General features: G+C 56.4%; 24 protein-coding genes and 2 tRNA genes. 12 read left to right on the top strand and 14 right to left on the bottom strand.

The features are described from left to right. Positions 1–42: 42 nt before the first annotated feature. Genes GQF03_RS07515 through GQF03_RS07500 form a run of 4 tightly spaced genes read right to left on the bottom strand, consistent with a single transcriptional unit; the run spans position 43 to position 2,271 of the window. A complete protein-coding gene (locus tag GQF03_RS07515; RefSeq protein WP_161338632.1) occupies positions 43–264 on the bottom strand; it encodes a hypothetical protein in 222 nt (73 codons plus the stop codon). A 32-nt stretch (positions 265–296) separates the two neighbouring features. Beyond that, on the bottom strand, positions 297–1,151 hold the full coding sequence (locus tag GQF03_RS07510; RefSeq protein ID WP_206376330.1) for a S49 family peptidase: 855 nt from the start codon (positions 1,149–1,151) through the stop codon (positions 297–299). Positions 1,152–1,204: 53 nt separating this feature from the next. Continuing rightward, on the bottom strand, positions 1,205–2,017 hold the full coding sequence (locus tag GQF03_RS07505; RefSeq protein ID WP_161338630.1) for a tRNA1(Val) (adenine(37)-N6)-methyltransferase: 813 nt from the start codon (positions 2,015–2,017) through the stop codon (positions 1,205–1,207). Further along, positions 2,014–2,271: a putative signal transducing protein gene (locus GQF03_RS07500; protein ID WP_206376331.1), complete on the bottom strand. Its 258-nt coding sequence runs from the start codon at positions 2,269–2,271 to the stop codon at positions 2,014–2,016. Before GQF03_RS07500 ends, GQF03_RS07505 begins: the two co-directional genes overlap by 4 nt. A 75-nt stretch (positions 2,272–2,346) precedes the next feature. Between GQF03_RS07500 and GQF03_RS07495 the strand changes: the two genes are divergently transcribed. The 7 genes from GQF03_RS07495 to GQF03_RS07465 all read left to right on the top strand — a co-directional run bounded on the left by GQF03_RS07495 (position 2,347) and on the right by GQF03_RS07465 (position 7,872). Further along, positions 2,347–3,369, top strand: coding sequence for a polyprenyl synthetase family protein (locus GQF03_RS07495; protein ID WP_161338629.1), 1,023 nt, complete (start codon positions 2,347–2,349; stop codon positions 3,367–3,369). A 116-nt stretch (positions 3,370–3,485) separates the two neighbouring features. Then, a tRNA-Pro gene (locus GQF03_RS07490) sits at positions 3,486–3,560 on the top strand. A 143-nt stretch (positions 3,561–3,703) separates the two neighbouring features. Continuing rightward, positions 3,704–4,735, top strand: a complete 1,032-nt coding sequence (locus tag GQF03_RS07485; RefSeq protein ID WP_161338628.1) for an adenylate/guanylate cyclase domain-containing protein — start codon at positions 3,704–3,706, stop codon at positions 4,733–4,735. Between the two features lie 171 nt (positions 4,736–4,906). Next, positions 4,907–6,070 (top strand): amidohydrolase family protein, encoded by a 1,164-nt coding sequence (locus GQF03_RS07480; protein ID WP_161338627.1) that lies wholly within the window; start codon positions 4,907–4,909, stop codon positions 6,068–6,070. Between the two features lie 141 nt (positions 6,071–6,211). Further along, positions 6,212–6,790: a hypothetical protein gene (locus GQF03_RS07475; protein WP_161338626.1), complete on the top strand. Its 579-nt coding sequence runs from the start codon at positions 6,212–6,214 to the stop codon at positions 6,788–6,790. A gap of 11 nt (positions 6,791–6,801) precedes the next feature. Then, positions 6,802–7,776, top strand: a complete 975-nt coding sequence (locus tag GQF03_RS07470) for a hypothetical protein (protein WP_161338625.1) — start codon at positions 6,802–6,804, stop codon at positions 7,774–7,776. 19 nt (positions 7,777–7,795) lie between these two features. Then, positions 7,796–7,872: transfer RNA gene (locus GQF03_RS07465), tRNA-Pro, on the top strand. A gap of 141 nt (positions 7,873–8,013) precedes the next feature. Here GQF03_RS07465 and GQF03_RS07460 read toward each other — a convergent pair. Next, positions 8,014–8,586: a hypothetical protein gene (locus GQF03_RS07460; protein WP_161338624.1), complete on the bottom strand. Its 573-nt coding sequence runs from the start codon at positions 8,584–8,586 to the stop codon at positions 8,014–8,016. A gap of 290 nt (positions 8,587–8,876) precedes the next feature. Here GQF03_RS07460 and GQF03_RS07455 point away from each other — a divergent pair, with 290 nt between their 5' ends. The 3 genes from GQF03_RS07455 to GQF03_RS07445 all read left to right on the top strand — a co-directional run bounded on the left by GQF03_RS07455 (position 8,877) and on the right by GQF03_RS07445 (position 11,531). Next, on the top strand, positions 8,877–10,376 hold the full coding sequence (locus GQF03_RS07455) for an alkaline phosphatase D family protein (protein WP_161338623.1): 1,500 nt from the start codon (positions 8,877–8,879) through the stop codon (positions 10,374–10,376). Between the two features lie 20 nt (positions 10,377–10,396). Continuing rightward, on the top strand, positions 10,397–10,834 hold the full coding sequence (locus tag GQF03_RS07450; RefSeq protein ID WP_161338622.1) for a VOC family protein: 438 nt from the start codon (positions 10,397–10,399) through the stop codon (positions 10,832–10,834). 259 nt (positions 10,835–11,093) lie between these two features. Continuing rightward, on the top strand, positions 11,094–11,531 hold the full coding sequence (locus tag GQF03_RS07445) for a hypothetical protein (protein WP_161338621.1): 438 nt from the start codon (positions 11,094–11,096) through the stop codon (positions 11,529–11,531). An 86-nt stretch (positions 11,532–11,617) separates the two neighbouring features. On the opposite strand, the gene GQF03_RS07440 is transcribed toward GQF03_RS07445, so the two are convergent. After that, entirely contained in the window at positions 11,618–12,253 is a 636-nt protein-coding gene (locus GQF03_RS07440; RefSeq protein WP_161338620.1) for a hypothetical protein, read from the bottom strand. Positions 12,254–12,415: 162 nt separating this feature from the next. Between GQF03_RS07440 and GQF03_RS07435 the strand changes: the two genes are divergently transcribed. Next, positions 12,416–13,312 carry an MBL fold metallo-hydrolase gene (locus tag GQF03_RS07435; RefSeq protein WP_161338619.1) on the top strand — a complete coding sequence of 299 codons (897 nt, stop codon included), beginning with the start codon at positions 12,416–12,418 and terminating at the stop codon, positions 13,310–13,312. A 45-nt stretch (positions 13,313–13,357) separates the two neighbouring features. Here the strand turns inward: GQF03_RS07435 and GQF03_RS07430 are convergent, their stop codons facing one another. Continuing rightward, positions 13,358–13,996 (bottom strand): hypothetical protein, encoded by a 639-nt coding sequence (locus tag GQF03_RS07430; RefSeq protein WP_161338618.1) that lies wholly within the window; start codon positions 13,994–13,996, stop codon positions 13,358–13,360. A gap of 162 nt (positions 13,997–14,158) precedes the next feature. On the opposite strand from GQF03_RS07430, the gene GQF03_RS07425 reads away from it, so the two are divergent. Then, positions 14,159–14,665 carry a histidine phosphatase family protein gene (locus GQF03_RS07425; protein WP_161338617.1) on the top strand — a complete coding sequence of 169 codons (507 nt, stop codon included), beginning with the start codon at positions 14,159–14,161 and terminating at the stop codon, positions 14,663–14,665. Between the two features lie 6 nt (positions 14,666–14,671). On the opposite strand, the gene GQF03_RS07420 is transcribed toward GQF03_RS07425, so the two are convergent. The 7 genes from GQF03_RS07420 to GQF03_RS07390 all read right to left on the bottom strand — a co-directional run bounded on the left by GQF03_RS07420 (position 14,672) and on the right by GQF03_RS07390 (position 22,145). Beyond that, entirely contained in the window at positions 14,672–15,157 is a 486-nt protein-coding gene (locus GQF03_RS07420) for a YajQ family cyclic di-GMP-binding protein (protein ID WP_161338616.1), read from the bottom strand. A 23-nt stretch (positions 15,158–15,180) separates the two neighbouring features. Continuing rightward, the gene (locus tag GQF03_RS07415; RefSeq protein WP_161338615.1) at positions 15,181–16,770 is read right to left on the bottom strand and encodes a peptide chain release factor 3; all 1,590 of its coding nucleotides are present in this window, start codon (positions 16,768–16,770) and stop codon (positions 15,181–15,183) included. A gap of 112 nt (positions 16,771–16,882) precedes the next feature. Then, positions 16,883–18,118 carry a potassium/proton antiporter gene (locus GQF03_RS07410; RefSeq protein ID WP_161338614.1) on the bottom strand — a complete coding sequence of 412 codons (1,236 nt, stop codon included), beginning with the start codon at positions 18,116–18,118 and terminating at the stop codon, positions 16,883–16,885. Positions 18,119–18,222: 104 nt separating this feature from the next. Continuing rightward, entirely contained in the window at positions 18,223–19,233 is a 1,011-nt protein-coding gene (locus GQF03_RS07405; protein WP_161338613.1) for an NADP-dependent oxidoreductase, read from the bottom strand. A 127-nt stretch (positions 19,234–19,360) separates the two neighbouring features. Then, positions 19,361–19,927 (bottom strand): hypothetical protein, encoded by a 567-nt coding sequence (locus GQF03_RS07400; protein WP_161338612.1) that lies wholly within the window; start codon positions 19,925–19,927, stop codon positions 19,361–19,363. Beyond that, positions 19,924–21,090 (bottom strand): M48 family metallopeptidase, encoded by a 1,167-nt coding sequence (locus tag GQF03_RS07395; RefSeq protein ID WP_161338611.1) that lies wholly within the window; start codon positions 21,088–21,090, stop codon positions 19,924–19,926. Before GQF03_RS07395 ends, GQF03_RS07400 begins: the two co-directional genes overlap by 4 nt. After that, positions 21,087–22,145, bottom strand: a complete 1,059-nt coding sequence (locus GQF03_RS07390) for a hypothetical protein (RefSeq protein ID WP_161338610.1) — start codon at positions 22,143–22,145, stop codon at positions 21,087–21,089. Before GQF03_RS07390 ends, GQF03_RS07395 begins: the two co-directional genes overlap by 4 nt. Positions 22,146–22,192 lie beyond the last annotated feature (47 nt).

Raw genomic sequence — 22,192 nt, 5'->3', positions numbered from 1 at the left:
AGCCCTGCACCGAAAGGGTCAACCGGCCTCTCGAGGTTTCGCCTATTTATCCTTGCAGCGATGCCCGTCGAGGTCGGCGACGAAGGCGCCGCAGTCCGGACATTCCTCAAGATCGAGCATCTTGTCGCCAGAGCGTCCCTTGATATTCCCGTTCTTACGGGCTTTATCGAGGCTGGGCGCGATGGTGCTGCGATAGAAGCGATGGGCAAAGAAAACCCCGATCAGCACCAGAATGATGAGAATGATCTTGACCGGTGACAGCATGCGTTATCTCCCCTCGTCGCGGCGGTGGCGAATCACAGGCCGAACCGGCCCCAGAGGGACCGGTTGCGGATGGCCGCCACAAGCGCATCCACCGCGTCCGCGCCGATGATCTGCTGACCGAGGCCGAGTTTGCGCGCCAGGAATCCCTGCCGCCCCTCGATCCGCTTGAATTTGACCTTCTCGCCATATTTTTCACGGCAGAAGGACCGGATGTCGGCAATGCCATCGACAAGGCCGAGATCGACCGCCTTCTCGCCGATCCAGACATCGCCCGAAAACAGTTCCTTGTCCTTGCGTTTCTTGAGCCGTTCGCCGCGCCGGGTCTTCACCAGTTCCTTGAAATTCTCATGGATGTCGCCCTGGATTTTCATCAGCCAGACGATATCTTCGTCCTTTTCCGGGCTGAAGGGATCGAGCTTCACCTTGTTCTCCCCCGCCGCATAGAGCCGCCGGTCGACACCGACCTTCTCAAGCAGCCCCGGAAAGCCGAAGCCCGCCGAGACGACGCCGATGGAGCCGACCACCGAATTCCGGTTGATATAGATCTCGTCGGCGCAGAGGCCGAGCCAATAGCCGCCCGAAGCCATCACATCTTCCGCGAAGGCATAGACGGAAACGCCCTTCTCGTCGGCGAGCTGGCGGATGCGATCGAAGATGAGCGCGGACTGCACCGGCGAGCCACCGGGCGAATTGACGGCGAGCGCCACCGCCGAGAGATTCTTCGTCTCGAACGCCTCCTCGATCTGCTCCGCTAGGCTGGCGAGATTGAGATGCTCCCCGCGCAGCTTGTTGCCGCCCGGCGCGATCACGCCGTAAAGCGGCAGCACGGCGACCACAGGCGCCTTGTCGAGGAACCGCTTGAGCGGCGTTTTCTTGAGGAAGTCCATTATTTTCATGGCCGTTAAGGTAAGGATTTACTTGCGCTGTACAAGTCTTTTCATCACAGGACATCCCGGAGCGCCGCGCCGCGGCGGGAGATGGCGTCGGCGGCGGCCGTCGGTTTGCCGCCCATCTCGTGCAGGACGAGCCCGGCGGTAAGCTCCAGCGGCCCCTTGTCGCCCTTGAGGCCGGTAACGATAACGCGTTTTGCCGGCATCCCCGACTCCGGCCAGAGCGGAATGACCCTGAGCCGTCCGCAGCCGGCGCCAAGGCCCGCCAGAATCTCGCCGAGCCGCTCGGCCCGGTGGATGACGGTGACCGTGCCCCGGCTTTTCGCCCGCGCCACCGCGAATTTGAGCCAGTCGGCAAGGTTGACATGCCCCTCGACGCGGGCCAGCGTCCGCCCTTCCGTCTTCGCCTCACGCGCGCGGCCCCGCCCGAAGAAGGGCGGATTGGTGATCACATGATCGAACCCCGCCTCGAGAAAGGACTTGCCCAATGGGCCCGCGACGCCCCGGAAGGATTGACGCGCGCCGATATCGGCGGCGATGATATGGCTGCGTCCGGCAAAATCATTATTGGCCGCATTGAGCCGGGCGAGTTCTGCAAGATCGTCCTGCAGCTCGATCCCCCAAAGCTCTATTCCTGCGAGCCGGTAAAGCGCGCAGAGCCCCGCCGTGCCGACGCCCGCGCCGATATCGAGCAGCGACTCGCCCGCCTTCGCCTCGACCGCCGAGGCCAGCAGCACCGCGTCGGAGCCGGCGCGAAAACCGTCGCGCGGCTGCAGGATACTGAGCGCCCCGCCAAGGAACATATCCCGCGTCAGCCCCTCCCCGGCGGTTTCGGGCAGGTTCCGTTTCTCAATCGACGTCATGCGGGCGTCTCTCCCTCCCCGATATCGTCGAGGATATCTTTGGCGCGCTCAAGATCCTCCTCCAGCACCATGATCCGCCGCTGGATCGCGCCGATGCTGCCTTCCAGAATGGACGTATGTTCATCGAGCAGGATCGCATCGATCCGCTCCTCTTCCAGCACGCTCATCAGATAGGACAGCAGTACCGGGTCATTGCTCCGTATCAGTTCCTTCACATATCCCCCAAACCGCCGTATCAGGACCAGAATTGCCAATATACCGCGCTTACTTGACCCTTCGCAATCTTAAGCTATGCTCATTGGAAGACAAGTCCGCCGAATGAGGAAAAATTGGCTATTATCGTAAATCTGGACGCGCGAAAAGATCGCGAGACGAAGGCGTCGATCGCCCGCCTGCTGGCAATCGTGGAACAGGATCTCGCGGACACGAACGACATCATTCTCAAGCGCATGCATAGCGAGGTCGAGCTGATCCCGACCCTGGCGCGCCACCTGATCGCCGCGGGCGGCAAGCGGCTGCGCCCGGTTCTCACCCTCGGGTCCGCGAAACTCTGCGGCTATGAGGGGGATCGGGCGAAGAAGCTCGCGGCCTGTGTCGAGTTCATCCATACCGCGACGCTCCTCCATGACGATGTGGTCGACGAGAGCAACCTGCGCCGCGGCAACGAGACGGCGAATGTGCTCTGGGGCAACCAGGCAAGCGTGCTGGTCGGCGATTTCCTGTTCAGCCGCTCCTTCCAGCTGATGGTCGAGGACGGCTCGCTCGAAGTGCTGTCGATTCTCTCCAACGCCTCCGCCGTCATCGCCGAGGGCGAGGTAATGCAGCTGATGAATGTCGGCGACACCAACACGACGGAGGACAGCTACCTTCAGGTCATCTCCTCCAAGACCGCCGCGCTCTTCGCCGCCGCCTGCGAGGTCGGGGCCGTAGTCGCCGGACGGCCGAAGGCGGAGGCCGAGGCGCTTGAAAGCTTTGGCCGCAATCTCGGCATCGCCTTCCAGCTTGTCGATGACGCGCTTGACTATTCCGCCGAGCAACTGGCCCTCGGCAAGGCCATTGGCGATGACTTCCGGGAGGGGAAAGTGACGCTCCCCATCCTTCTCGCCTTCCGCCGTGGCAATACCGAGGAGCGGGCCTTCTGGAAGCGCGTCGTCGAAGATGGCGAGCAGACGGACAGCGATTTAGAAAAGGCGCTCGAAATTATCCGCCGCCACAACGCGCTTGAGGATACCATTGAACGCGCGCGGCATTACGGAGCGATGGCGAAGGACGCCCTCGGCATCTTCGAGGAGAGCGAGATCAAGGCCGCGCTGCTGGAGGCTGTCGATTTCTCCATCGAGCGGGCATTCTAGAATTTTTTGAGGAAAATGGGCGGCGGCATCATTTCGCCCTTGCAGAAGCCGCCCAAACCTGATTATAACCCTCTTGCTTTTCGCCGGGCCCATCATTCCACGGGCACGGCACGNNNGGGCGTGGCGCAGCCTGGTAGCGCACATCGTTCGGGACGATGGGGTCGGAGGTTCGAATCCTCTCGCCCCGACCATTCTTTCCAAGATATTGATTTTACGTCGTCCGAGATAGTTGCTAGTATACAAGTATCGCAGCCGGTGGATAAAATCGGAAGCTGTATCCTCATTTTATCCTGTTCGCTTGGCGCGCGGAGATAAAATATGCGGGAAACAGGGTATGAGCACGGATGACGTTGTTCGCAAACTGACCACCATCATGGCCGCCGACGTCGTCGGTTACTCTCGATTGATGTCGGAAGACGAAGAAAACACCCTCCGGACCTTTAGAAATTACCGCAAAATTATTGATGGGCTGATAGAGAAGCATCGTGGACGCATCTTCAATACAGCAGGCGATGCCGTCCTCGCCGAATTCGACAGCGCCGTTGAGTGTGTTCGCTGCGCCATTTCCATTCAAGAGGAACTGAGCACACGAAATGCGCTATTGCCCGACGACAAGCAGATCAAGCTACGCATCGGCATAAATGTCGGTGATGTGATGATAGAAGGCGAAGACCTTTTCGGCGACGGTGTCAATATCGCCGCCAGGCTGGAAGGTCTTGCCCAGCCTGGTAGTATCTGTATTTCGGCCAACACATTTGAACAGGTCAAAGACAAACTTTCCATCGGATTTGAAGATCTCGGTCCACAGGAAGTGAAAAACATTGGGCATCCAGTTGGTGCGTTCCGCATTATGCCCGGCCCCGTTTCCATTGCGCCTGGCCGGAAAGCGCAGGGAAAACGGAAAATTTTGGGCCGGCGGACAATAGCCAGCCTAACTGCCGCGGCATTTCTTTTGATACTGTTCGCCGGTTTCATGGCTTGGCGAGAGGCTTCGACGCCGCCCGTATCACTATCGACGTTACCGGCCAATTTTTCGACAGACTCCCTCAAAGCGGAGCAAATAGGCGAGTTGATGCCCGGCTTCATCATTCAGGGAACGACAAAGAAAACAGGAGGTCCTTTCACGATAAGGGTTTTGCCTGACGGCGTGGCTGAATTTGAAGTGGAACGGGTTGGCAGCATGGCCGGTACATTTTACCGTGAAACCGGGAAATGGTGGGTTGAAAATTACAAATACTGTATGCAATTTTCTCGGTTCGCCAATGGCCAACAGCTTTGCCCCAGACTGGTTCGTGAGGACGATCGGCTGAGTTTAACCCACCCCGATGGGGTACCAATCAAATGGACAATCCGCCGGGATCAGTAGCGCTGCGCAAACAACGTGCCTCCAAGGAAGGGCAAAAGATGTGAGGGCGCACATGTGGGAGGGCCGCCAATGAGATTGAGAAATTTCTGTCTAATGGTCTTTTGCGGATTAATCCTCTGCTTGATTGGAAGCGTCTCCGCGACCCCCGCAGAGGGGCCATCTGCCGAGAGAATGCTGGCCCGTATGGACACGGACGGGGATGGGCGGATTGCGAAAGAAGAATGGTTAGGCCAACCTCACGTCTTTCGCAATTTCGATCTCAACAAGGACGGTGTATTAACGCGTGATGAGATCGACATTTTCCTTGATCGTCGACGGAAAAATTCGCCCTCCGGGCAAAATAAAAGTTCCCAAATAATCGATTGGATCGATGTCCATGTGCATCCCGCCGCCGGGGCAAAGAATGCTGATTATAGTGGCGTCGTTCAGGATATCGCGAAAACAATTAACGAGACCGCCATGGTCGGCGCGGTGCTTATGCCGACACCGCAAAACGCCGCGAGATGGCGCCTGGAGGATTTTCTGAATGAAGCAAAGAATTATTCGGGGCGCCTGGCATTCCTGGGGGGCGGCGGAACGCTTAATCCCATGATTCATGAAGAAGCCCGGGACGGGGTTGTTTCGTCTGAACTGGCGCAACGTTTCCGGCGGAGGGCGGAAGAGATACTGGCCCTCGGCGCGGTCGGGTTTGGAGAGATCGCCGGATTGCACCTGTCGTTCTCTTTCGATCATCCCTTTGAGTCCGTGCCGGCCGATCATCCGCTTCTGTTGCTGCTTGCTGACATTGCGGCGGAACATGATGTGGTCATAGATTTCCATAATGAGCTGATAGTGAAAGACATAAAAACACCGGAATGGCTCTCCTCACCTGCCAACCCACCTTCCCTGATCAAAAACATCGACGGGCTTGAACGTCTGTTGGACCACAATATCAAAGCAAAAATAATTTGGGCTCATGCGGGTTCAGACAATGTGGGACATTGGACGGTAGACGTTTCCCGCCGCCTTCTGACGGCACATCCAAACCTCTATATGAGCCTGCGCATGGGCGCCGGGCAAGGCGATGCCACGGCAAAGATGAACCATCCAATCGGCGCAGGAGGCATTCTTAGACCGGAGTGGCGGCAGTTGCTGATAGACTTTCCAGACCGGTTCGTTCTGGGTGGAGACCAGTTTTTTACCGCGCCGTTCAGTTCCGGCGCGGCTTCCCGCTATTCGGGTTACGCGGAGAAAATTCGCCGGAGAACGGATCATTTCCTGACCTTGTTACCCCCGCAGGTCGCGCGCAAGATTGGGTATGAGAACGCCATAGCGCTGTATAAGCTCAATAGATAGAGACAAGACGCCCGGCAAGCAGGCGGAAATGTCCTAAGAATACAAGAATGAAAGACCGTATATTAGCATTATACGGCCGGGTTTGACTCAACTTGGCAGTCTCTCTAGTATAAAAACATCATATAACGAGGGGGACTACCGATGCGGAAATTAGTCACTGTCCTGTTAATGGTTCTGATGCTCTGGACCCCGATCCGGATGGCCTCGGCAAGTGGGGATGGCGGCGGCATCGTGATCCTGAACACGGTGTCGGCCTTCACCAAGCCAACGACCTTTGTTACCATCGTTCTGTTGAGTTACGCCATCGTCGTCAACCTGTTCGGGCCGCAGATCCTGACGCTGCCACCGGCGTTGAGGGCGCGCGCGATTCTGGCCCTGACGACCGAATTTACCGTTACCTTTTTCCAGTATGTCTTCGCCCACTCGATCCGCTATTTCCTTTTTGCCCTGACCTTCCCGCAGTTTTATTACGAGCGAAGCCCGTCGGCAAACCCCGCGACGCCGGAACAGGCACAGGAGGGCCTCTGGACGGCGTCAAATCCGGATGTGAAGGCGAAAGCGGCCGCGGCGGCTGCGGAGAAGGAGAAACAGGATTTGATCAACAAGGCCGTGCAGGCCGCGCTCCGGGATCCGGAAGTGGCGAAGAATTACCTGGACTATGCTACGCCCGATGTGAAGGCAGCGGTCACCAAGGCCCTTGCCGACCGGCACCGTTTTTAGGGGGAACGAAAATGACTGAAATCGCAAAACCGATCCCCATCCACCGGCTTTTCGCTCTCGGCGCCGTCCTGCTGCCCCTGCTTCTTGGCGGCTGTCAGGAGGGCGTGAGCGAGAGCGTCACCAATATCTTCACTAACCCGTTCGGCTCCAGCGACGAGGAAGAGGAAGTCATCAATGCCGTCGCGCTGAACCCCGGAGAGGTTGCCTGGCATATCCAGTCGGCGGTGGCAGCGACGGTGCTCCGCCTCAAGGACGGGGAACCGGATGCCATCGATGAGGAGTTCGACGTTGTCGGCAGCGCTGGCATTGCCACAGACGAGAATATCGATCTTTCCTGGTTCGGCGTCGAGAAGGTCCAGCTCAACGATTTTTTCCATCCGAAAGATATGCCCGCGATCAACCGGCTCGGCGCGAGCCTGGTGCTGGTCGATGCGACGGGCCGCCGCGTGGGCGTATCGTTTGTCGCCGATTATGAGCTCAAGGACGAAAAAGTGGTCCTGATGGGCCACCAATGGGGCTATATGCGCGCCGAATTCCCGGTCGCGGAAAGCTATATCGTCCCGATTGCGGCGATTGAGCAGATGACCGAGGCAGAGGTGCGCGACTACACGACCTTCCGCAGCCACATCCTGACGCATGCGGTGACCGTGGGCGATCCCAATGCGCCGCAGGATATGGCGGAATATTCCATTGTCACCTTCTTCATGGACCGCCTGCTGGACGGCGACAAGGTCCAGCTGCGCATCAGCGAGGTCAAGGATGGTCCGGAGGGCTTCTCCGACGACAGCCGCTATATTGTCCATGGCAATGGCTGGGTCACCGGCATTGTCCCCGGCAAATTCTCCCTCGCCCCCGATAAGGCCTTCTGGGTGAAAGCCGTGTTCATCCCCAAAAAGAAGGAGGACGGGTTTTTCAGCGGGCTGCTGACGAGCGAAAAGGTAATCGGCCTCTATAACACCGCGAACCTGACGGACTCGCCAAGCTAACGGCTGCTCCGGAGTGCCGTNGGGCGTGGCGCAGCCTGGTAGCGCACATCGTTCGGGACGATGGGGTCGGAGGTTCGAATCCTCTCGCCCCGACCATTCTTTTCTAAACTTTTCCTATCTCCGCATAGAATAATGAACTGGCTTTCTGCCTTCTATAAGCTGTCACAAAAATAGAGCATCATGTCCATGGTGGAACGAAATTAGATGGACAGCTTAATTGCTAATCGTATAAAAAATTTAACTGCTAAATGGATCTTTCTTATTTGAATGATTTGAAAAGGGATCAATTTTCTTCTTTTTATTCTTATGGTCATCAAATTCCGTTTGGCATTGCAACAATTCCATCCCTGCAGCAAATGATCCTCGTAAAGAAAGCCGACTTATTTCTTTTCCTCGGTATTCAATGACAATTACATTTTTTTTCATAAACTCTCGAATGAAATCAGCTTCATCGACGACTAGCGTAAGTGCGGTTAGATCTTTTGATAACCCTGTGCCTGTTGCATAACCACTCCAAGGTTCTTCATCATCGAACCGAATCTTTATCAAATACTCCTTGCCGTGCTCTAAAGATTGCCAATCCAGACTACCAAACATTATATACGCGTTGCCAACCGGAGGATTAAAACCGAGCCTAAAAAACGTACCTGTTTCATATCTAGCGAGCACAAAACATCCATTGTTTAGTGAAAGATCTACTCTTACTTCCCATTCCCCTACTGTCTTCCAAAGGGGTTGATCCTCAGCCGACGCATTACATCCGAAAAAAATCGACCAAATCATAAGTAAAAAAAATGATCCGCGGTTCATTGGTATTTACCCCCGCTAGTAGTTTAGACGCCCCTCCCAAAACATATCCGGGAAATTTCTAATACGCAAAACTTTAACAAAGATGAATGATTTCGCAATTGCGTCACCCAATCATTGATAGGATGTCTAAAATTTTTCTTTTGGTTCGGGGAGAAACACCAATATTCTCTTCCTTCGACCATTTTATCTTAAAATCCTCCTTCCCCCGCAACACTTGATGCCATGAAGTCCACGACGTAGTATCGGAGCCAGCGGGTATTGATCGCGCGCATTCTAGGCGGGAGGGAGAGATGCCGAATCTGAAGGTTGGACCAATTCTGGGGGTGGAGGCGGAGACGGCCTATACGGTTATCTTCTCCACCGCGCCGGAGGTGCAGGCGGCGGAATGGATCGTTGATGGCACGCCCAAACCCTGCAGGATCGTGGGCGAAACGCCCTCCTCCCGTGTCTGGCGGGGGGAGCAGACGATTGCGGCGCCAACCGGCCAGACCGGCAAGAAAGTCGAGTATCGGATCGAGATCGACGGCGCGACGGCGGACTGCGGAAACGGGCGGAGCAACTGGGAATTTTATGTGCCCGGCAAGGGGGAGAGGCCCAAATTCGCCTATGCGTCCTGCAACGGCTTTTCTTCCCTCGACCTCATGCACAAGACCGAAAAGCCCTATCTTCTCTGGCAAGAAATGGCCGAAAAACATCGTGACGGGGATGAGGCTCCCTTCTCCCTCCTCCTCCTCGGCGGAGACCAGCTCTATGCGGACAGTATCTGGACCGCCGTGCCCGAGCTGCAGGAATGGAACGCGCTTCCCCGCACCGAAAAGATCACCCGCGTCGCCAACACCACCATGCGCCCGCAGATCGACAAATTCTATGACAAGCTTTACCAGAGCCGCTGGACCGACCCGCATATGAGCCTGATGCTCGCCTCCATCCCCTCTGTCATGATGTGGGACGATCACGATATTTTCGATGGCTGGGGCAGCTTCCCCGATGACCTTCTCGAATGCGAGGTGTTCCAGTATATCTTCACAACCGCAAAGAAATATTTCGAGATGTTCCAGATCCGCTCCCGCTTCAATGCGAGCCTGCTCGACAATCAGGCGGATCATTATGCCTTCGCCCTTAAATTCCGGGGATATAATGTCCTCGCGCTCGATAACCGGGCGGAGCGGACGCTGGAGCGGGTAATGAGCGAGGCGCAGTGGGACAAGGTGATCGATTACTTGAAAAAGAAGACGGACGGCCATTTGCTGGTTCTCTCCGCCGTACCGGTCGTCTACCGCGATTTCTCCTTCACCGAGGGGGTGTTCGACGCCACCCCCTGGGAGGAGGAACTGACGGACGACCTCAAGGATCACTGGCGGTCGAAAAACCATCAGGGAGAGCGGGCGCGGCTGATCCACCGGCTGCTGGATAATGTCGAAAAACGCGACGGCGCCAATTCCCAGAAAGATCTCAAGACGGTGATCCTCTCGGGCGACGTGCATATCGGCTGCATCGGCGTCATCCATGACAGCAAACGGCACTGCAAGGTGCATCAGGTGGTCTCCTCGGGCATCGTCCATCCGGCGCCAAGCCGCCTGCAATGGATCGGCATCATGACGGTGACCAATGACGACACCGAATATCTCGACGAAAATCGGGATATCCGCATTTCCATGCTCACCCCCTTCGCCTCCGACCAGTATATCCGCCGCCGCAACTATGTGACGCTGCAGATGGGCACCGATGAGAAGCTCTGGGTGAACTGGGAAAGCGAAGGCAAGGACGACCCCTGCTATCCCATCCAGTAATTATTTCGGAGACACCGCCCGTGATCACTCATTTCGACCATGTCACCGTTGCCGTCCGCGACCTTCAGGCGGCGATCGACTTCTTCGCGCTCCTCGGCTTTGAGGAGGATAAACGGGTTGTCATCGCCGGCGAGCCCTTTGCCGGTTACATGGGCGTGCCGGATATCGAGGCCGATCACGTGACCCTCGCCATTCCCGGTGCCGCGCCGCGGTTCGAGGTGCAGGTGCTGCATTACCGCCATCCTGTGGCGGCGCAGATGCCGCAAAATGACGCGCGCCTCGACAAGCTTGGCTTCAATCATATCTGCTTTGCGGTGAAGGATGCGGCGGCAATGGTTCGTCATCTCAAATCCCACGGGGTCGAGGTCAGGAGCGAGCTCAAGGCCTTCCATAACCGCCGCCTGTTCTTCATCACCGGTCCGGAGAATATCACGGTCGAACTTGCGGAATGGAGCTAGGCCTCCGTCATTCCGCCACCCATCGCCCCTGCCCCCGCAAGAAATTATGCGGAAATCGGCTTAAAAATTTAAAGAATATTTGATTTTCGGAAAATGCGCCCTATCGATAAATAGGGAACGCGAAAAGGCCGCTTAATTCGGCCTTGAAACCGTTTTGGCTATAACTTGAACGCGTTAATCATTAGGTTTACTGTTCATATTGGGTTGGCTGTCACCGGCGGAGGGCAGCGAACTGAAATAAGCGTCGTGAGGATATTAAATGAAATGGCGTAATGTCGCATCGGGCTCTTTCGATAACCTGCATTATGAGACGAAAGAAAGCGGCGGTGAATTGCTGCATGTTGTGACGCCGGGCGGCCTGCTCGACCGCGATGATCGCGCGCCCGTGTATGAGGAAACCCTCAACCTCAACAAAACCGAAAATTATTTCTGCATCCTCGACAACCGAACCGGCAGGGAGAGCCTGCTGTCGATTTCGGATATGTCGCATTTCGGCGACCTGCTGGTCAGCAAGGGCATCAAGCGGTTCTATTACGCCGTTGTCACCAGCGACCCCGCCTATGACAACATGATCAAGCTAATCAAGGCCATCGCCCTAACCAAGGATATCGAGATGGAGGCGATCGCGACCCCGGACTATGACGAGGCCGAGGAATTCGTCCTCGCGCATATGAGAAATTTCGTGAAACAGGCCTGACCGACGGAGCGTCAGCCGCCTCAAACAAATCGACACCGCTCCGGCGTCCCGCTCAAACAGACCTATTCTCTGGCCCGGTAGAAACGTCAATAATTCGGCCACGAGAAACAGCCCTTCGCTTTCGGGACCGAATGCAGATCCGCAATATCCGCAGCGCTCACAATCGGATAGCAAACATTCTTAAGCTCCCTCACCTCACGAATAATCTTCACGATCGCCGGCGGATAGCGATCGGAGAGCGATCCCTTTAAATCCTCATCGTATTTATTGTTCAGCATTTTCGCGAGCAAAAAGGTTTTGAAAAACCGGCGCGGCATCGTCAGTCCGCTCGAATAATAGGACGCCAGCTTATCCGCCTCGGCATCCGCTTCCTTAAACCGCTGGAGATGAATGAGCGAGACGATTTTATATAAATGGCCGTACCATTGGTAATGGCCGGAATTTACAACATCGTCCGCCACCACCAATGCCTGTTCATAATCCCCCGCATATATCAGGGACGCCGCATTTGCGGTTTTTACCGCGGCATCGGTACGACCCAGAGTCTGTATCCAGTAACCACCATAGAAGACAAAGACCAAAATTATTGCGACGGCACAGCCGATGATTTTTGAGCGCATTCTTTCGCGCTGCCGGGCGCGTAAGTCGCGCTGATCCGGCATATTGGCGGCACCCGTGAGATTTATTCGCTCGATACCCTCTTCATAATTCCCGGCAGGCACATTCTCTCTCCCCGGAGATTTTCTTCAATTATTTATGTATTTACTACTTTGGCGGTATTCAATGATTTCCGTGTTCTCTCACATCAGTGATCCTCCAAACATTCCTGTTGCCGCCATGGCGCTTATGGTTACAATTGCCGGAAAAATGCAGAAGGCAGGTTTATGGCGGTAACGGTTCCCTACAAGAGAGAGCTCGAGTTTGAATATGGCGTCTCGGACGAGCTGAGCCCGTTTGTCCGGCGGGTGATCGCCCGGAACCCGAGCGCTTTCACCTTTCACGGCACCGGCACCTATATCATCGGCAAGGGGGAAGTGGCGGTGATCGATCCCGGCCCGCTGGATGGCGCGCATGTCGGCGCGCTGATGGCCGCGCTGAAGGGCGAGATGGTCACCCATATCCTGATCACCCATACCCACCGCGACCATTCCCCGGCCGCGGAGCCGCTTAAACAGCTGACCGGTGCGAAAACCTACGGCTTCGGCCCGCATGGCGGCGGCAAGGCGGAGGCCGGGTTGGAAGAAGGCGGCGACATGGACTTCACGCCCGATATCAAGCTCGAGGATGGCGACGTCATCCTCGGAAACGGCTGGACCGTCGATGTGATCCATACGCCGGGGCATCTGTCGAACCATGTCTGTTTCGGCCTGCGCGAGGAGAAAACCCTCTTCACCGGCGATCACGTCATGGGCTGGTCCACCACCGTCGTCTCGCCGCCGGACGGGAATATGAGCGATTATATGCAGAGCCTCGAAAAGCTGCTGCAATTCGATTACGACACCTACTGGCCGACCCATGGCCCGGCGATCACGGAGACCAAACCCTTCGTCGAGGCGCTGATCGCCCACCGCCATGAGCGCATGGACCAGATCCGCAGCTGTTTGAGTTCCGGTCCGATGACCATCAAGGATATGGTCAAAAGGATGTATGTCGATGTCCCGGAGACCCTGCACCCGGCCGCCGCCCGCTCCGTCTTCGCCCATATCCTGCATATGGTCGAAAGCGGAGAGATCAGCGCGAATGGCGACGGGGATGAGTTGGACCTTTACAGGCTGACCTGAAAATCAGCCGGCCCGGGGAGTGAGCCCGGACCGGTGGGTTCTGGCCTAACGTTTCACGGCGAATTGCGGCGGTGCCTGGAACCGCTGTTCCGTGACATCACCGGTGGCAAGCCCCGCCTTGCGGCTCGCATGCCAGCGCTTGAAGGTGGCGAATGTGCAACCGCACACCATGCCGATGGCGACGATGGCAAGATATCCCGCCATGATATGCAGATAGGGAAAGGCGTAGTTGAGCTGCGACACCGCGCCGAGGGTCATCGCGCCGATCCAGCTGAAGCAACTGAGCGTTCCGAACAGGATCAACGAGTAATAGGTCACCACCGGCAACTCAACGATCACCATCCCCTCCCGGAAGACGCGGTTGTGAAAAAACATGTGAAATAACAGGCCGTTCAAGGTCACGATCATGACAATCGTCAGTTTCGCCATGATCTTCGGATTGCTCAAATTCTCCGGCGAAAACAGCTGATACTCAACAAAAAAGCCAACGCCCGAAATCCACAGCATCATCAAGCCGAGAAACACAATTTTTTCAAGATTCTCCAGCAATCGGAGATCACTTCTTGTAATGGCTTTATTCAACAGCCCAAGAACAAACAGGTCGGAAATAATCGCCCCGCCAATACCAAGTGCAAGGCTTCCTATATGAGTAAACTTTAAAATAGTATGGAGTAAATCAATCATAAAAATCGTCCCGTCCAAGAAAGAGAGTCACTTGTAGAAAGAATACATTCCTAAAATCACATTCTGGCAGCAATAAGATCGCCGCAAAATGACCTTTATTGCCTTTTTATGGGGAAATTGAGTAGTATCGCGAGACACGGGGTTTATGGGAGAGGGATCGTCATGAAACAAAGAGGATTTGTGCGCGCGGCGCTTGCTGCGTTCATAGGTGTGTTACTGCTGGCCGCCTGCAGTTCGGTCCATTCTCCCCCCGGCACGGAAACGACCGTCATTCTCCTTCGCCATGCCGACCGCATTCCGTTCAAGAGCGATCTCAATGAAAAGGGAATCGCCCGGGCAAGGGCCCTGCCCGCCGCCGTTGCCGATCTTGACATCGACGTGATCTACAGCCCCGACAAGAAGCGCAACCTCGACACCGTCGCGCCGCTGATCGAGGAACGCGGGATCGAGCTTCGGGTCATCGAGGTGAGCAATGTCGCCAAACGGCTGGTCGAGGAAAATCCCGGCAAGACGGTGATGTGGGTCGGTAATACGGATAATCTGCAAACGATCTATGGCCAGCTGGGCGGGGACGGCCGCCAGCCGGACAAATATGGCGAGATCGCCATCATGCAGATTTACGAAGACGGCCCGCCGAAGATCGAGATGCGCTATTTCGGCCCGGAGTAGGCTCCGCTAGTCCCGGAAATTCACATATTGCAGCGGCAGCTCCTGCTTGAGCCCCTTGCAAAACGCGATGGTCTCCTGCAGATCGTCGCGTTTTTTGCCGGTAACGCGGAGCTCGTCCCCCTGGATTGAGACCTGCACCTTGATCTTGGAGTTCTTGATCTCCTTCACCAGCTTCTTCGCCAGTTCCTTGTCGATGCCCTGGCGGACGGTCACGACCTGCCGCACGCTTTGCCCGGCGGCTTTCTCCGGCGTCTTGTAGTCGAGGACGCCCGCATCGATCTTGCGGCGCGTGAGATGCGTCGCCAGCAGCTCATGCATCTGTTTCAGCTTGAGATCGTCATCGGCAAAGATGGTGATCGCGGTATCGGCCCGCTCGATCTTGCAATTGCTGCCCTTGAAGTCATAGCGGGTCTCGATCTCGCGGCGGATATTGTTCAGCGCGTTCTCCACCTCCGCCATGTCGGTCTTGGAGACAATATCGAATGAAGGCATGTTTTCTCTCCCTCTTCTGGTCCTTACGCGGATTGTTCTTTGGTCTTGAGGAACCGGATCTTCGGCCAGTCCTTTTCCGCCCGCTCCAGATGCCATGAATTGCGCGCGAGGAAGACCGGCGCATCATCATGATCTTCCGCGAGCGAGGCCTGGTTGGCGTCGGTGAATTTCTTCATCTCGCGCGCATCGTCGCATTCGACCCAGCGCGCGGTGTAAAGCTCCGTTGCCTGAAAATTGACGGGGATATCATACTCGGTGCGGATGCGATCGGCCAGCACCTCGAATTGCAGGCCGCCGACGACGCCGACCACCCAGTCGGAACCCATGCGGGTCTTGAAGGTCCGCGCCGCGCCCTCCTCGGCGAGCTGTACCAGCGCCCGGCCCAGATGCTTGGCGCGCATCGGATCGACGGGGCGCACCTTCTGCAGCAGTTCGGGCGCGAAGCTCGGGATGCCGGTAAAGCGGATTTCCTCGCCCTCCGTCAGGGCATCGCCGATGCGCAGGTTGCCATGGTTCGGAATGCCGATGATATCGCCGGGCCAGGCTTCCTCCGCGAGTTCGCGGTCCTGCGCAAGGAACAGCACCGGGTTATGGATATTGAGCGTCTTCTCGCTGCGCACATGCTTCAGCTTGGCGCCGCGCTTGAAATGGCCGGAGACCAGCCGCATGAAGGCGATGCGGTCGCGATGCTTGGGGTCCATATTCGCCTGGATCTTGAAGATAAAGCCGCTGACCTTGTCTTCAAGCGGTGAGATATTGCGTCCCGCCGCCGGCGCGGCCCGCGGGCTCGGCGCCGCCTCGGTCAGGCCGTTGAGCAGGGTTTCCACACCGAAATTATTGATTGCGCTGCCGAAATAGACCGGAGTCATAGTGCCCTCGAGATACGCCTGCAGGTCGAATTCCGGGCAGAGGCCACGCGCCATCTCGACATCCTCGCGCAGTTTCTGCACCGCATCGGCGGGCAACAGTTCATCGAGCTTGGGATCGTCGAGGCCGTTGCAGGTGACCCCCTCGTCCATATGGTTGTCCTTGCCCTTCGCGACCAACACCAGCCGGTCGTTGAACAGGTCATAACAGCCGAGAAAATTCCGGCCCATGCCGATCGGCCAGCTTGCCGGCACGACGTCGAGCGCCAGCGTCTGCTCGATATCATCGAGGAGGTCGAACGGATCCAGCGCCTCGCGGTCGAACTTGTTGATGAAGGTGGTGATCGGCATATCACGAAGGCGGCAGACCTCGAACAGTTTGCGGGTCTGGCTCTCGATACCCTTGGCACCGTCGAGCACCATGACGGCGCTGTCGACCGCGGTCAGGGTGCGGTAGGTATCCTCGCTGAAATCCTCATGGCCCGGGGTGTCGAGCAGGTTGAAGGTCTTGTCGCGATAGTCGAACGTCATCACCGAGGAGGCGACCGAGATGCCCCTTTCGCGCTCCACCTTCATCCAGTCGGAGCGCGCGCGCCGCTGTTCGCCGCGTGTCTTCACCGCGCCGGCAAGCTGAATGGCGCCGCCGAACAGCAGCAGCTTCTCGGTCAGCGTCGTCTTGCCCGCATCCGGATGGGCGATAATCGCGAAGGTCCGCCGGTTGGCGACCCGTTCTTCCAGTATCGTCATGATATGTCCCGATCTCCCGCGCACGCGGCGCCGGAGGTTGAAAAAAAGAGCCGGCGGTCGGGAAATTTCCCATCGCGGGCTCGCGACTAGATAAGGCCTTTGGCGGAAAAAATCAATCCTTGCCTTCGCGAAGCGGCAGCTCCGGCCCGTCCTCCGGCTCGGCGACAAGGCCAAGCCAGCGCGCGGCGAGCGAGATGGTCCAGCCCTGCAGCAGGAGCGAGGAAACGACGACCACGAAGACGACGTCGAAAAAGCCCGTGCTGAGCGGGCCCGGGCTGATCACCGGGATGATGGCGAGGAAGATCGGCACCGCGCCGCGCAGCCCGACCCAGCCGATGAAAGCCTGCTGCCGCCAGCCGATGCCGAAGGGCGTCAGCGACAGGCTGGTCGCAAGGGGCCGGGCAATGAAGATCAGCACCGCCGCCACACCGAGGCCGAGCGGAATATGGGCAAGCACGTCCTTCGGCGTCACCAGCAGGCCAAGCATCAGGAACAGGACAATCTGGCTGATCCAGGAAAGACCGTCATGGAACTGGCGGACCCGCTCTGTCTGGTGGGTCATGCGATCGCGCAGGATCGCCCCGCAGATAAAGACGGCGAGAAAGCCGCTGCCGCCGCTTAAGGCCGTCAGATTGAACAACAGCAGGGCCGAGGCCATGGCGAAGGGCGCGAACAGGCTGACCGGCATCTTGACCTTGTTGATCAGGAAGGCGCTGACAAATCCGCCGATAACGCCGCCGATAACGCCGAGGCCGAGCTGGCGCGCGAGTTCCGGCAGGAAGGAGACCAGCGTCGGCAGGTCGACCGGCAGGTCGTTATCGACGATCGTCACCATGGTGATGGTCAGGAAGATCGCCATGGGATCGTTGATCCCCGCCTCCACCTTCAGGGTTTCGCCAAGATTGTCTTTCAGCTGGATATTGCGCTGCCGCAGCAGCAGGAAGGTCGCGGCCGCGTCCGTCGAGCCGATAACCGCGCCCAGAAGCAGCGCAATGCCGATTGGAAAGTCGAACAGGAAATGGATCAGCACCCCGACAATCACGCAGGTCGCGATCACGCCGACAACGGCCAGCGACATGGCCGGCGCTGCCGCTTTTTTGAAAATCTCGCGACTGGTGTCAAGACCACCGGAAAACAGGATCAGCGCCAGCGCGATGGAGCCGATATTATAGGCCATGTTGAAATCGCCAAACCGGACACCGCCGATGCCGTTCTCCCCCATCAGCAAGCCGATGCAGAGAAACAGCAGCAGGAATGGCGCACCGAGTCGGTCGGCGACAGGCGTAAGCAGGCAGCCGATCAGGAACAGAAACGAGACAAATACAAGAATTAACTCAAGCGACTCCATCGACAGCCTTTCAATACATCCTACTTAAGTTAGCAGCCTACAGAGAAAAGGCGCCGCCGTAAATCGGCGGCGCCCTCATCGTCATGATGTATTTGTTATTTTTGTCAGTCCTCGACGACTTTCAAGAGCAGTTTGCCGGTATTTTCGCCCTTGAACAGCTTGAGAAGGACCGAGGGGAAATTCCCGATCCCGGTCTCGATCTGGTTGCGGAGTTTGAGCTTGCCCTCGCGGTACCATGTCGCCAGGTCCTGAACGCCCTCACCATAGCGGGTGACATAGTCGAAGACGACGAATCCCTCCATGCGCGCGTGATGGACCAGCAGGTTGATATAATTCTGCGGCCCGCGCATGGGCGTGGTGTTGTTATACTGCGAAATCGCCCCGCAAATGACGATGCGGGCATGGCGGTTGATGCGGGCCAGCGCGATATCGAGGATCTCGCCGCCGACATTGTCGAAATAGACGTCGACGCCGGTCTTGAGCGGCTCCTTCAGGTCCTGCTTGAAACTGTCCGACTTGTAGTCGAGGCAGGCATCAAATCCGAGCTCATCGACCACATAGGCGCATTTCTCCGCCCCTCCGGCGATGCCGACGGCGCGCGCGCCCTTGATCTTGGCGATCTGGCCGACAATAGAGCCCACCGCCCCGGCCGCGCCGGAGACGAGCACCGTATCGCCTTCCTTCACCGCGCCGACGTCAAGCAGACCGAAATAGGCGGTCAGGCCCGGCATACCGAGGCCGCCAAGATAATTTTCGATGGGCGCGAGGTTCGGATCGACCTTCGTCAGCTCCTTCGCGGCGGCCTTGCCATACTGCTGGATGCCGAGCATCCCGCTCACGAACTCGCCGACCTTGATGTCCGGGCTGTTGGAGGCAATCACCTCGCCGACCGTGCCGGCGCGCATCACCGCGCCGATCTTGACCGGCGGAATATAGGAGCGGCCCTCGTTCATCCAGCCGCGCATGGCCGGATCGAGGGAGGCATAGTGATTTTTCACCAGCACGTCGCCCGCGCCAATCTCCGGCACCGGCTCCGTCGTGAACTCCCAGTCGCTGTCCTTCGGTACCCCGACGGGCCGCGCCGCGAGACGATATTGCTTGTTGGTTAGAGACATGCTTTTTCCTGTCATTTCCTGTTCTTACTCCTGCGCCCTTTTGAGATATACCAACCACCCGGGAATGCAAGGCGGAAGCAAGCAAAAAGCCGGGCGGGTGCCCGGCTTTCTCCAGAGTTGGTAAAACTCAACTAAGTTTAATGGAATGCACGATATTATTGAAATAGGGTAACCGCGCTTCATAATAATGGGTTTCGCGGGCGGCGAAGAAAATAACCATCAGCTTGCCTTCCATTGTCGCAAACAAAAGCTTTCCTTTGAAATCGGCTCCGTCTTTGGTGGAAAGATTGACATCTATCATATAGCCCTGCAGGTCACCGAAGGGGACGGGTTGCAGATTACCGATAAAAGTCGGCGTCGAGACAGTGAGCGAAAACCCGTTTCTGACAAGTTCGACGATTTCTTCCGGAGTCATGTCCGATCGGAATTTTCCCGCGCGCTCGTCATTTCCTGGCGCGTATATCAATGGAAGTTTATTGTCATTCGCGACCGGCGCCCAGAATTCCACTCGCTCCAGAATAGGTCCGTCCTGTGTCCACATTACGGATCGTTCGGCCTTAAGTTCATTAATATCTTCGGACGTCGCCACCGAATAACTGTCCCACATGGTTCCCTGACCGGCTTTTTTGAGCTGGAAAGTCGGCGCACAGCTCGCGATGGTCAATGTCAGCAGCAGAATGATTAAAAGTCTCATGATTCCCTCAGTTGCGTGATGTAAGACTCGACCAGAAAACGATCCGACGCTTCCGGATACCGAGTGAGGTAAATTTCAAAATATTCGATGGCTTTACCACTCTCTTTTTGGCGTTTAGCGACAAGACCAAGATTTTTATAGGTTTTAGGCGGCGCATCTGGTGACGCTGCGGCCGCCAAATAGGCTTCCTTTGCTTTTTCGAGGTCCCCTTCCTCACTACGTCGCCGATAGACATCACCACGATAGAAAGCGAGCGCCACAGGGCTGAAATTTCGTTTTTCAAGCTTGTCGATAACAAACAGCGTCTCTTTGTATGAACCAGTATCAATCAGGTCTCTGATCCAGCCCTGCCAGCGCGCGTCGACCAACTCCCGAAAGCGATTGTCAGTAAGCCGCTGAGTTTGAAGAGAACGCTCCGGATAGGTTTCAGCCCGCCCCTTAAGATTTTCCACCCGATCTTCGGCGGGTGGGTGAGACGCAAAAAAGATGGCGGTCGTCTCCCGCTCTCCCGCGTCATATTCGCCCTTGATGTTTTCCCAAAGTTTCGCGGATTCCGACGGATCGTATCCAGCGGCGTACAGTGAGTCCTGCCCTATTTCGTCCGCTTCTCTTTCCAAATCTCGCGAGTAAGCCTGAATTGACCCCGTCGCTCCCAACGTCGCGGCGAGACCAACCAGACCATAACCGACGCCACCCAGCGTAAGATTGAAAAACGCAAGAAAGTCCGTCGTATTCCTTGCGGAATTCCACATCTTGATGGAATGGCGTTTCCTATAATGCACCAGTTCATGCGCAAGAACTGTCGCAAGCTGAGCCTCGTTTTCTACTCGCAGCATGAGCCCCGTCCAGACCTGCATCACGCCGTTCGGCGACATAGAGGCGTTGAAGTATGGTATTTTGACAATGTAAAGCCTTATATCCGGGCAAATATCTGCGGAAAGTCGGCAAACCAGCCCATCGAGATAATCTTGAAGTTCCGGATCCTTGATGATTAGTTCACTTGTCGAGAAACTTCGCTCCGCTTCATCCATTTTCATGCGAAGGCCCGCTTCCAAAGAGGTCAACTTCAACTCTTCACCGGGTTTCACATCGCCGATTGGTCCGCTGCTAGCGCAGGCCGACATGAAAAAACTCACCCCTGCGGCTACGCTTATCAATCTCATAAAGGAATGTCTTCCAAAAGATTCTCTGTCGCATCGAAAGCGGGTTCGAATGTTCGAAGGTCGCCGCCGCCCGAAATCAAACGATTATACCACAGGATATTCCCGGTCTCGAGATCGACGAGGGAAACGAAACCGACCTGTTGCCCCCCAGGAATACCAACGCCGAAAACCGCCGCCGCAAGAATTTGAGCGGCAACCCGCGAACCACTGGAATAGGAATCCCGGATATAAACGAACAGCCCCAAGTCTGCGCCGTAAGCTTCCTTCAGGTCATGGGCCGTCTTGCCGAGCGTCCAGTTAAAGCTGCCATCTTTTTTCGTCGGAAGCTGAAAAAGCGTGTTGTATTGATAAATGAAAATCGACTGTCCGACAGCTTCATGCAGATCGACAAGATCCTGCGCGGTTTCCGTCGGGACGAGTTGGGCTTCATCGGAATAAATTGCGACGCTGTACCCCAAATCCGTAAAATACTGCGCCATGAATTCCGTCACATAGCCTTTCGCCGCTGAAGTCCAGAGGGCATTTGGTTCCGTCAGGCCGCCGGCAGAAAGTTCACTCAATTCCGCATCCGGCGTCATGATTAAAATCTTTTTTCCCTTTGCGCTATCCTCAATTTTCTTGCCAACGACCTCCAAAGTTTCGTCGCTCAATTCGACGTCTGCAATAATATTTGCGGCTTCTTTTGAGGAACCATTGTCTGGATTATGCATAGACACATTACTTGACGTGGCAGACAATATTTTTACCGGCTCGCAGCTATTCGAGCTGCTGCAAAGATATGGTTGCGAACTAAATCCAGGTAACATTTTAATACGGATTTTATTACCAGCTCCCAAGTCACCCTCCGTCACCGTTTTCGCCGGCTGGATCTTAGGCGTGGGCCGCTCAGTTCTATCTCGCACGTCAGAGAGCGTCGGCGTTTCATTATCGGATACCAACGCGACACTTTCTGCACTGCCATTTCCTGCAGTTTTGCTTTCTGTAAATGTCGGCGCGCAAGACGAGAGAAAAAGGCCGGAAATGACAAGAAAAAAAAGGACACGTAATTGGAACATTGGGAGCCACCTAAAGCTATTTTTTCGTATGATAGCCAAGGGGATCA

This window comes from Sneathiella chungangensis (genome assembly GCF_009882935.1).
GTDB classification, from domain to species: domain Bacteria; phylum Pseudomonadota; class Alphaproteobacteria; order Sneathiellales; family Sneathiellaceae; genus Sneathiella; species Sneathiella chungangensis.
The sequence above is the reverse complement of the archived record's forward strand: the minus strand, read 5'-3'. Positions and strand labels throughout refer to the sequence as shown.

Bases quoted from the DNA above. Each gene is read 5' to 3' on its own strand.
- GQF03_RS07515 (WP_161338632.1), bottom strand. From the start codon at position 264: ATGCTGTCACCGGTCAAGATCATTCTCATCATTCTGGTGCTGATCGGG.
- GQF03_RS07510 (WP_206376330.1), bottom strand. From the start codon at position 1,151: ATGGACTTCCTCAAGAAAACGCCGCTCAAGCGGTTCCTCGACAAGGCG.
- GQF03_RS07505 (WP_161338630.1), bottom strand. From the start codon at position 2,017: ATGACGTCGATTGAGAAACGGAACCTGCCCGAAACCGCCGGGGAGGGG.
- GQF03_RS07485 (WP_161338628.1), top strand. From the start codon at position 3,704: ATGAGCACGGATGACGTTGTTCGCAAACTGACCACCATCATGGCCGCC.
- GQF03_RS07480 (WP_161338627.1), top strand. From the start codon at position 4,907: ATGCTGGCCCGTATGGACACGGACGGGGATGGGCGGATTGCGAAAGAA.
- GQF03_RS07475 (WP_161338626.1), top strand. From the start codon at position 6,212: ATGCGGAAATTAGTCACTGTCCTGTTAATGGTTCTGATGCTCTGGACC.
- GQF03_RS07470 (WP_161338625.1), top strand. From the start codon at position 6,802: ATGACTGAAATCGCAAAACCGATCCCCATCCACCGGCTTTTCGCTCTC.
- GQF03_RS07460 (WP_161338624.1), bottom strand. From the start codon at position 8,586: ATGAACCGCGGATCATTTTTTTTACTTATGATTTGGTCGATTTTTTTC.
- GQF03_RS07455 (WP_161338623.1), top strand. From the start codon at position 8,877: ATGCCGAATCTGAAGGTTGGACCAATTCTGGGGGTGGAGGCGGAGACG.
- GQF03_RS07445 (WP_161338621.1), top strand. From the start codon at position 11,094: ATGAAATGGCGTAATGTCGCATCGGGCTCTTTCGATAACCTGCATTAT.
- GQF03_RS07435 (WP_161338619.1), top strand. From the start codon at position 12,416: ATGGCGGTAACGGTTCCCTACAAGAGAGAGCTCGAGTTTGAATATGGC.
- GQF03_RS07430 (WP_161338618.1), bottom strand. From the start codon at position 13,996: ATGATTGATTTACTCCATACTATTTTAAAGTTTACTCATATAGGAAGC.
- GQF03_RS07425 (WP_161338617.1), top strand. From the start codon at position 14,159: ATGAAACAAAGAGGATTTGTGCGCGCGGCGCTTGCTGCGTTCATAGGT.
- GQF03_RS07420 (WP_161338616.1), bottom strand. From the start codon at position 15,157: ATGCCTTCATTCGATATTGTCTCCAAGACCGACATGGCGGAGGTGGAG.
- GQF03_RS07415 (WP_161338615.1), bottom strand. From the start codon at position 16,770: ATGACGATACTGGAAGAACGGGTCGCCAACCGGCGGACCTTCGCGATT.
- GQF03_RS07410 (WP_161338614.1), bottom strand. From the start codon at position 18,118: ATGGAGTCGCTTGAGTTAATTCTTGTATTTGTCTCGTTTCTGTTCCTG.
- GQF03_RS07405 (WP_161338613.1), bottom strand. From the start codon at position 19,233: ATGTCTCTAACCAACAAGCAATATCGTCTCGCGGCGCGGCCCGTCGGG.
- GQF03_RS07400 (WP_161338612.1), bottom strand. From the start codon at position 19,927: ATGAGACTTTTAATCATTCTGCTGCTGACATTGACCATCGCGAGCTGT.
- GQF03_RS07395 (WP_161338611.1), bottom strand. From the start codon at position 21,090: ATGAGATTGATAAGCGTAGCCGCAGGGGTGAGTTTTTTCATGTCGGCC.
- GQF03_RS07390 (WP_161338610.1), bottom strand. From the start codon at position 22,145: ATGTTCCAATTACGTGTCCTTTTTTTTCTTGTCATTTCCGGCCTTTTT.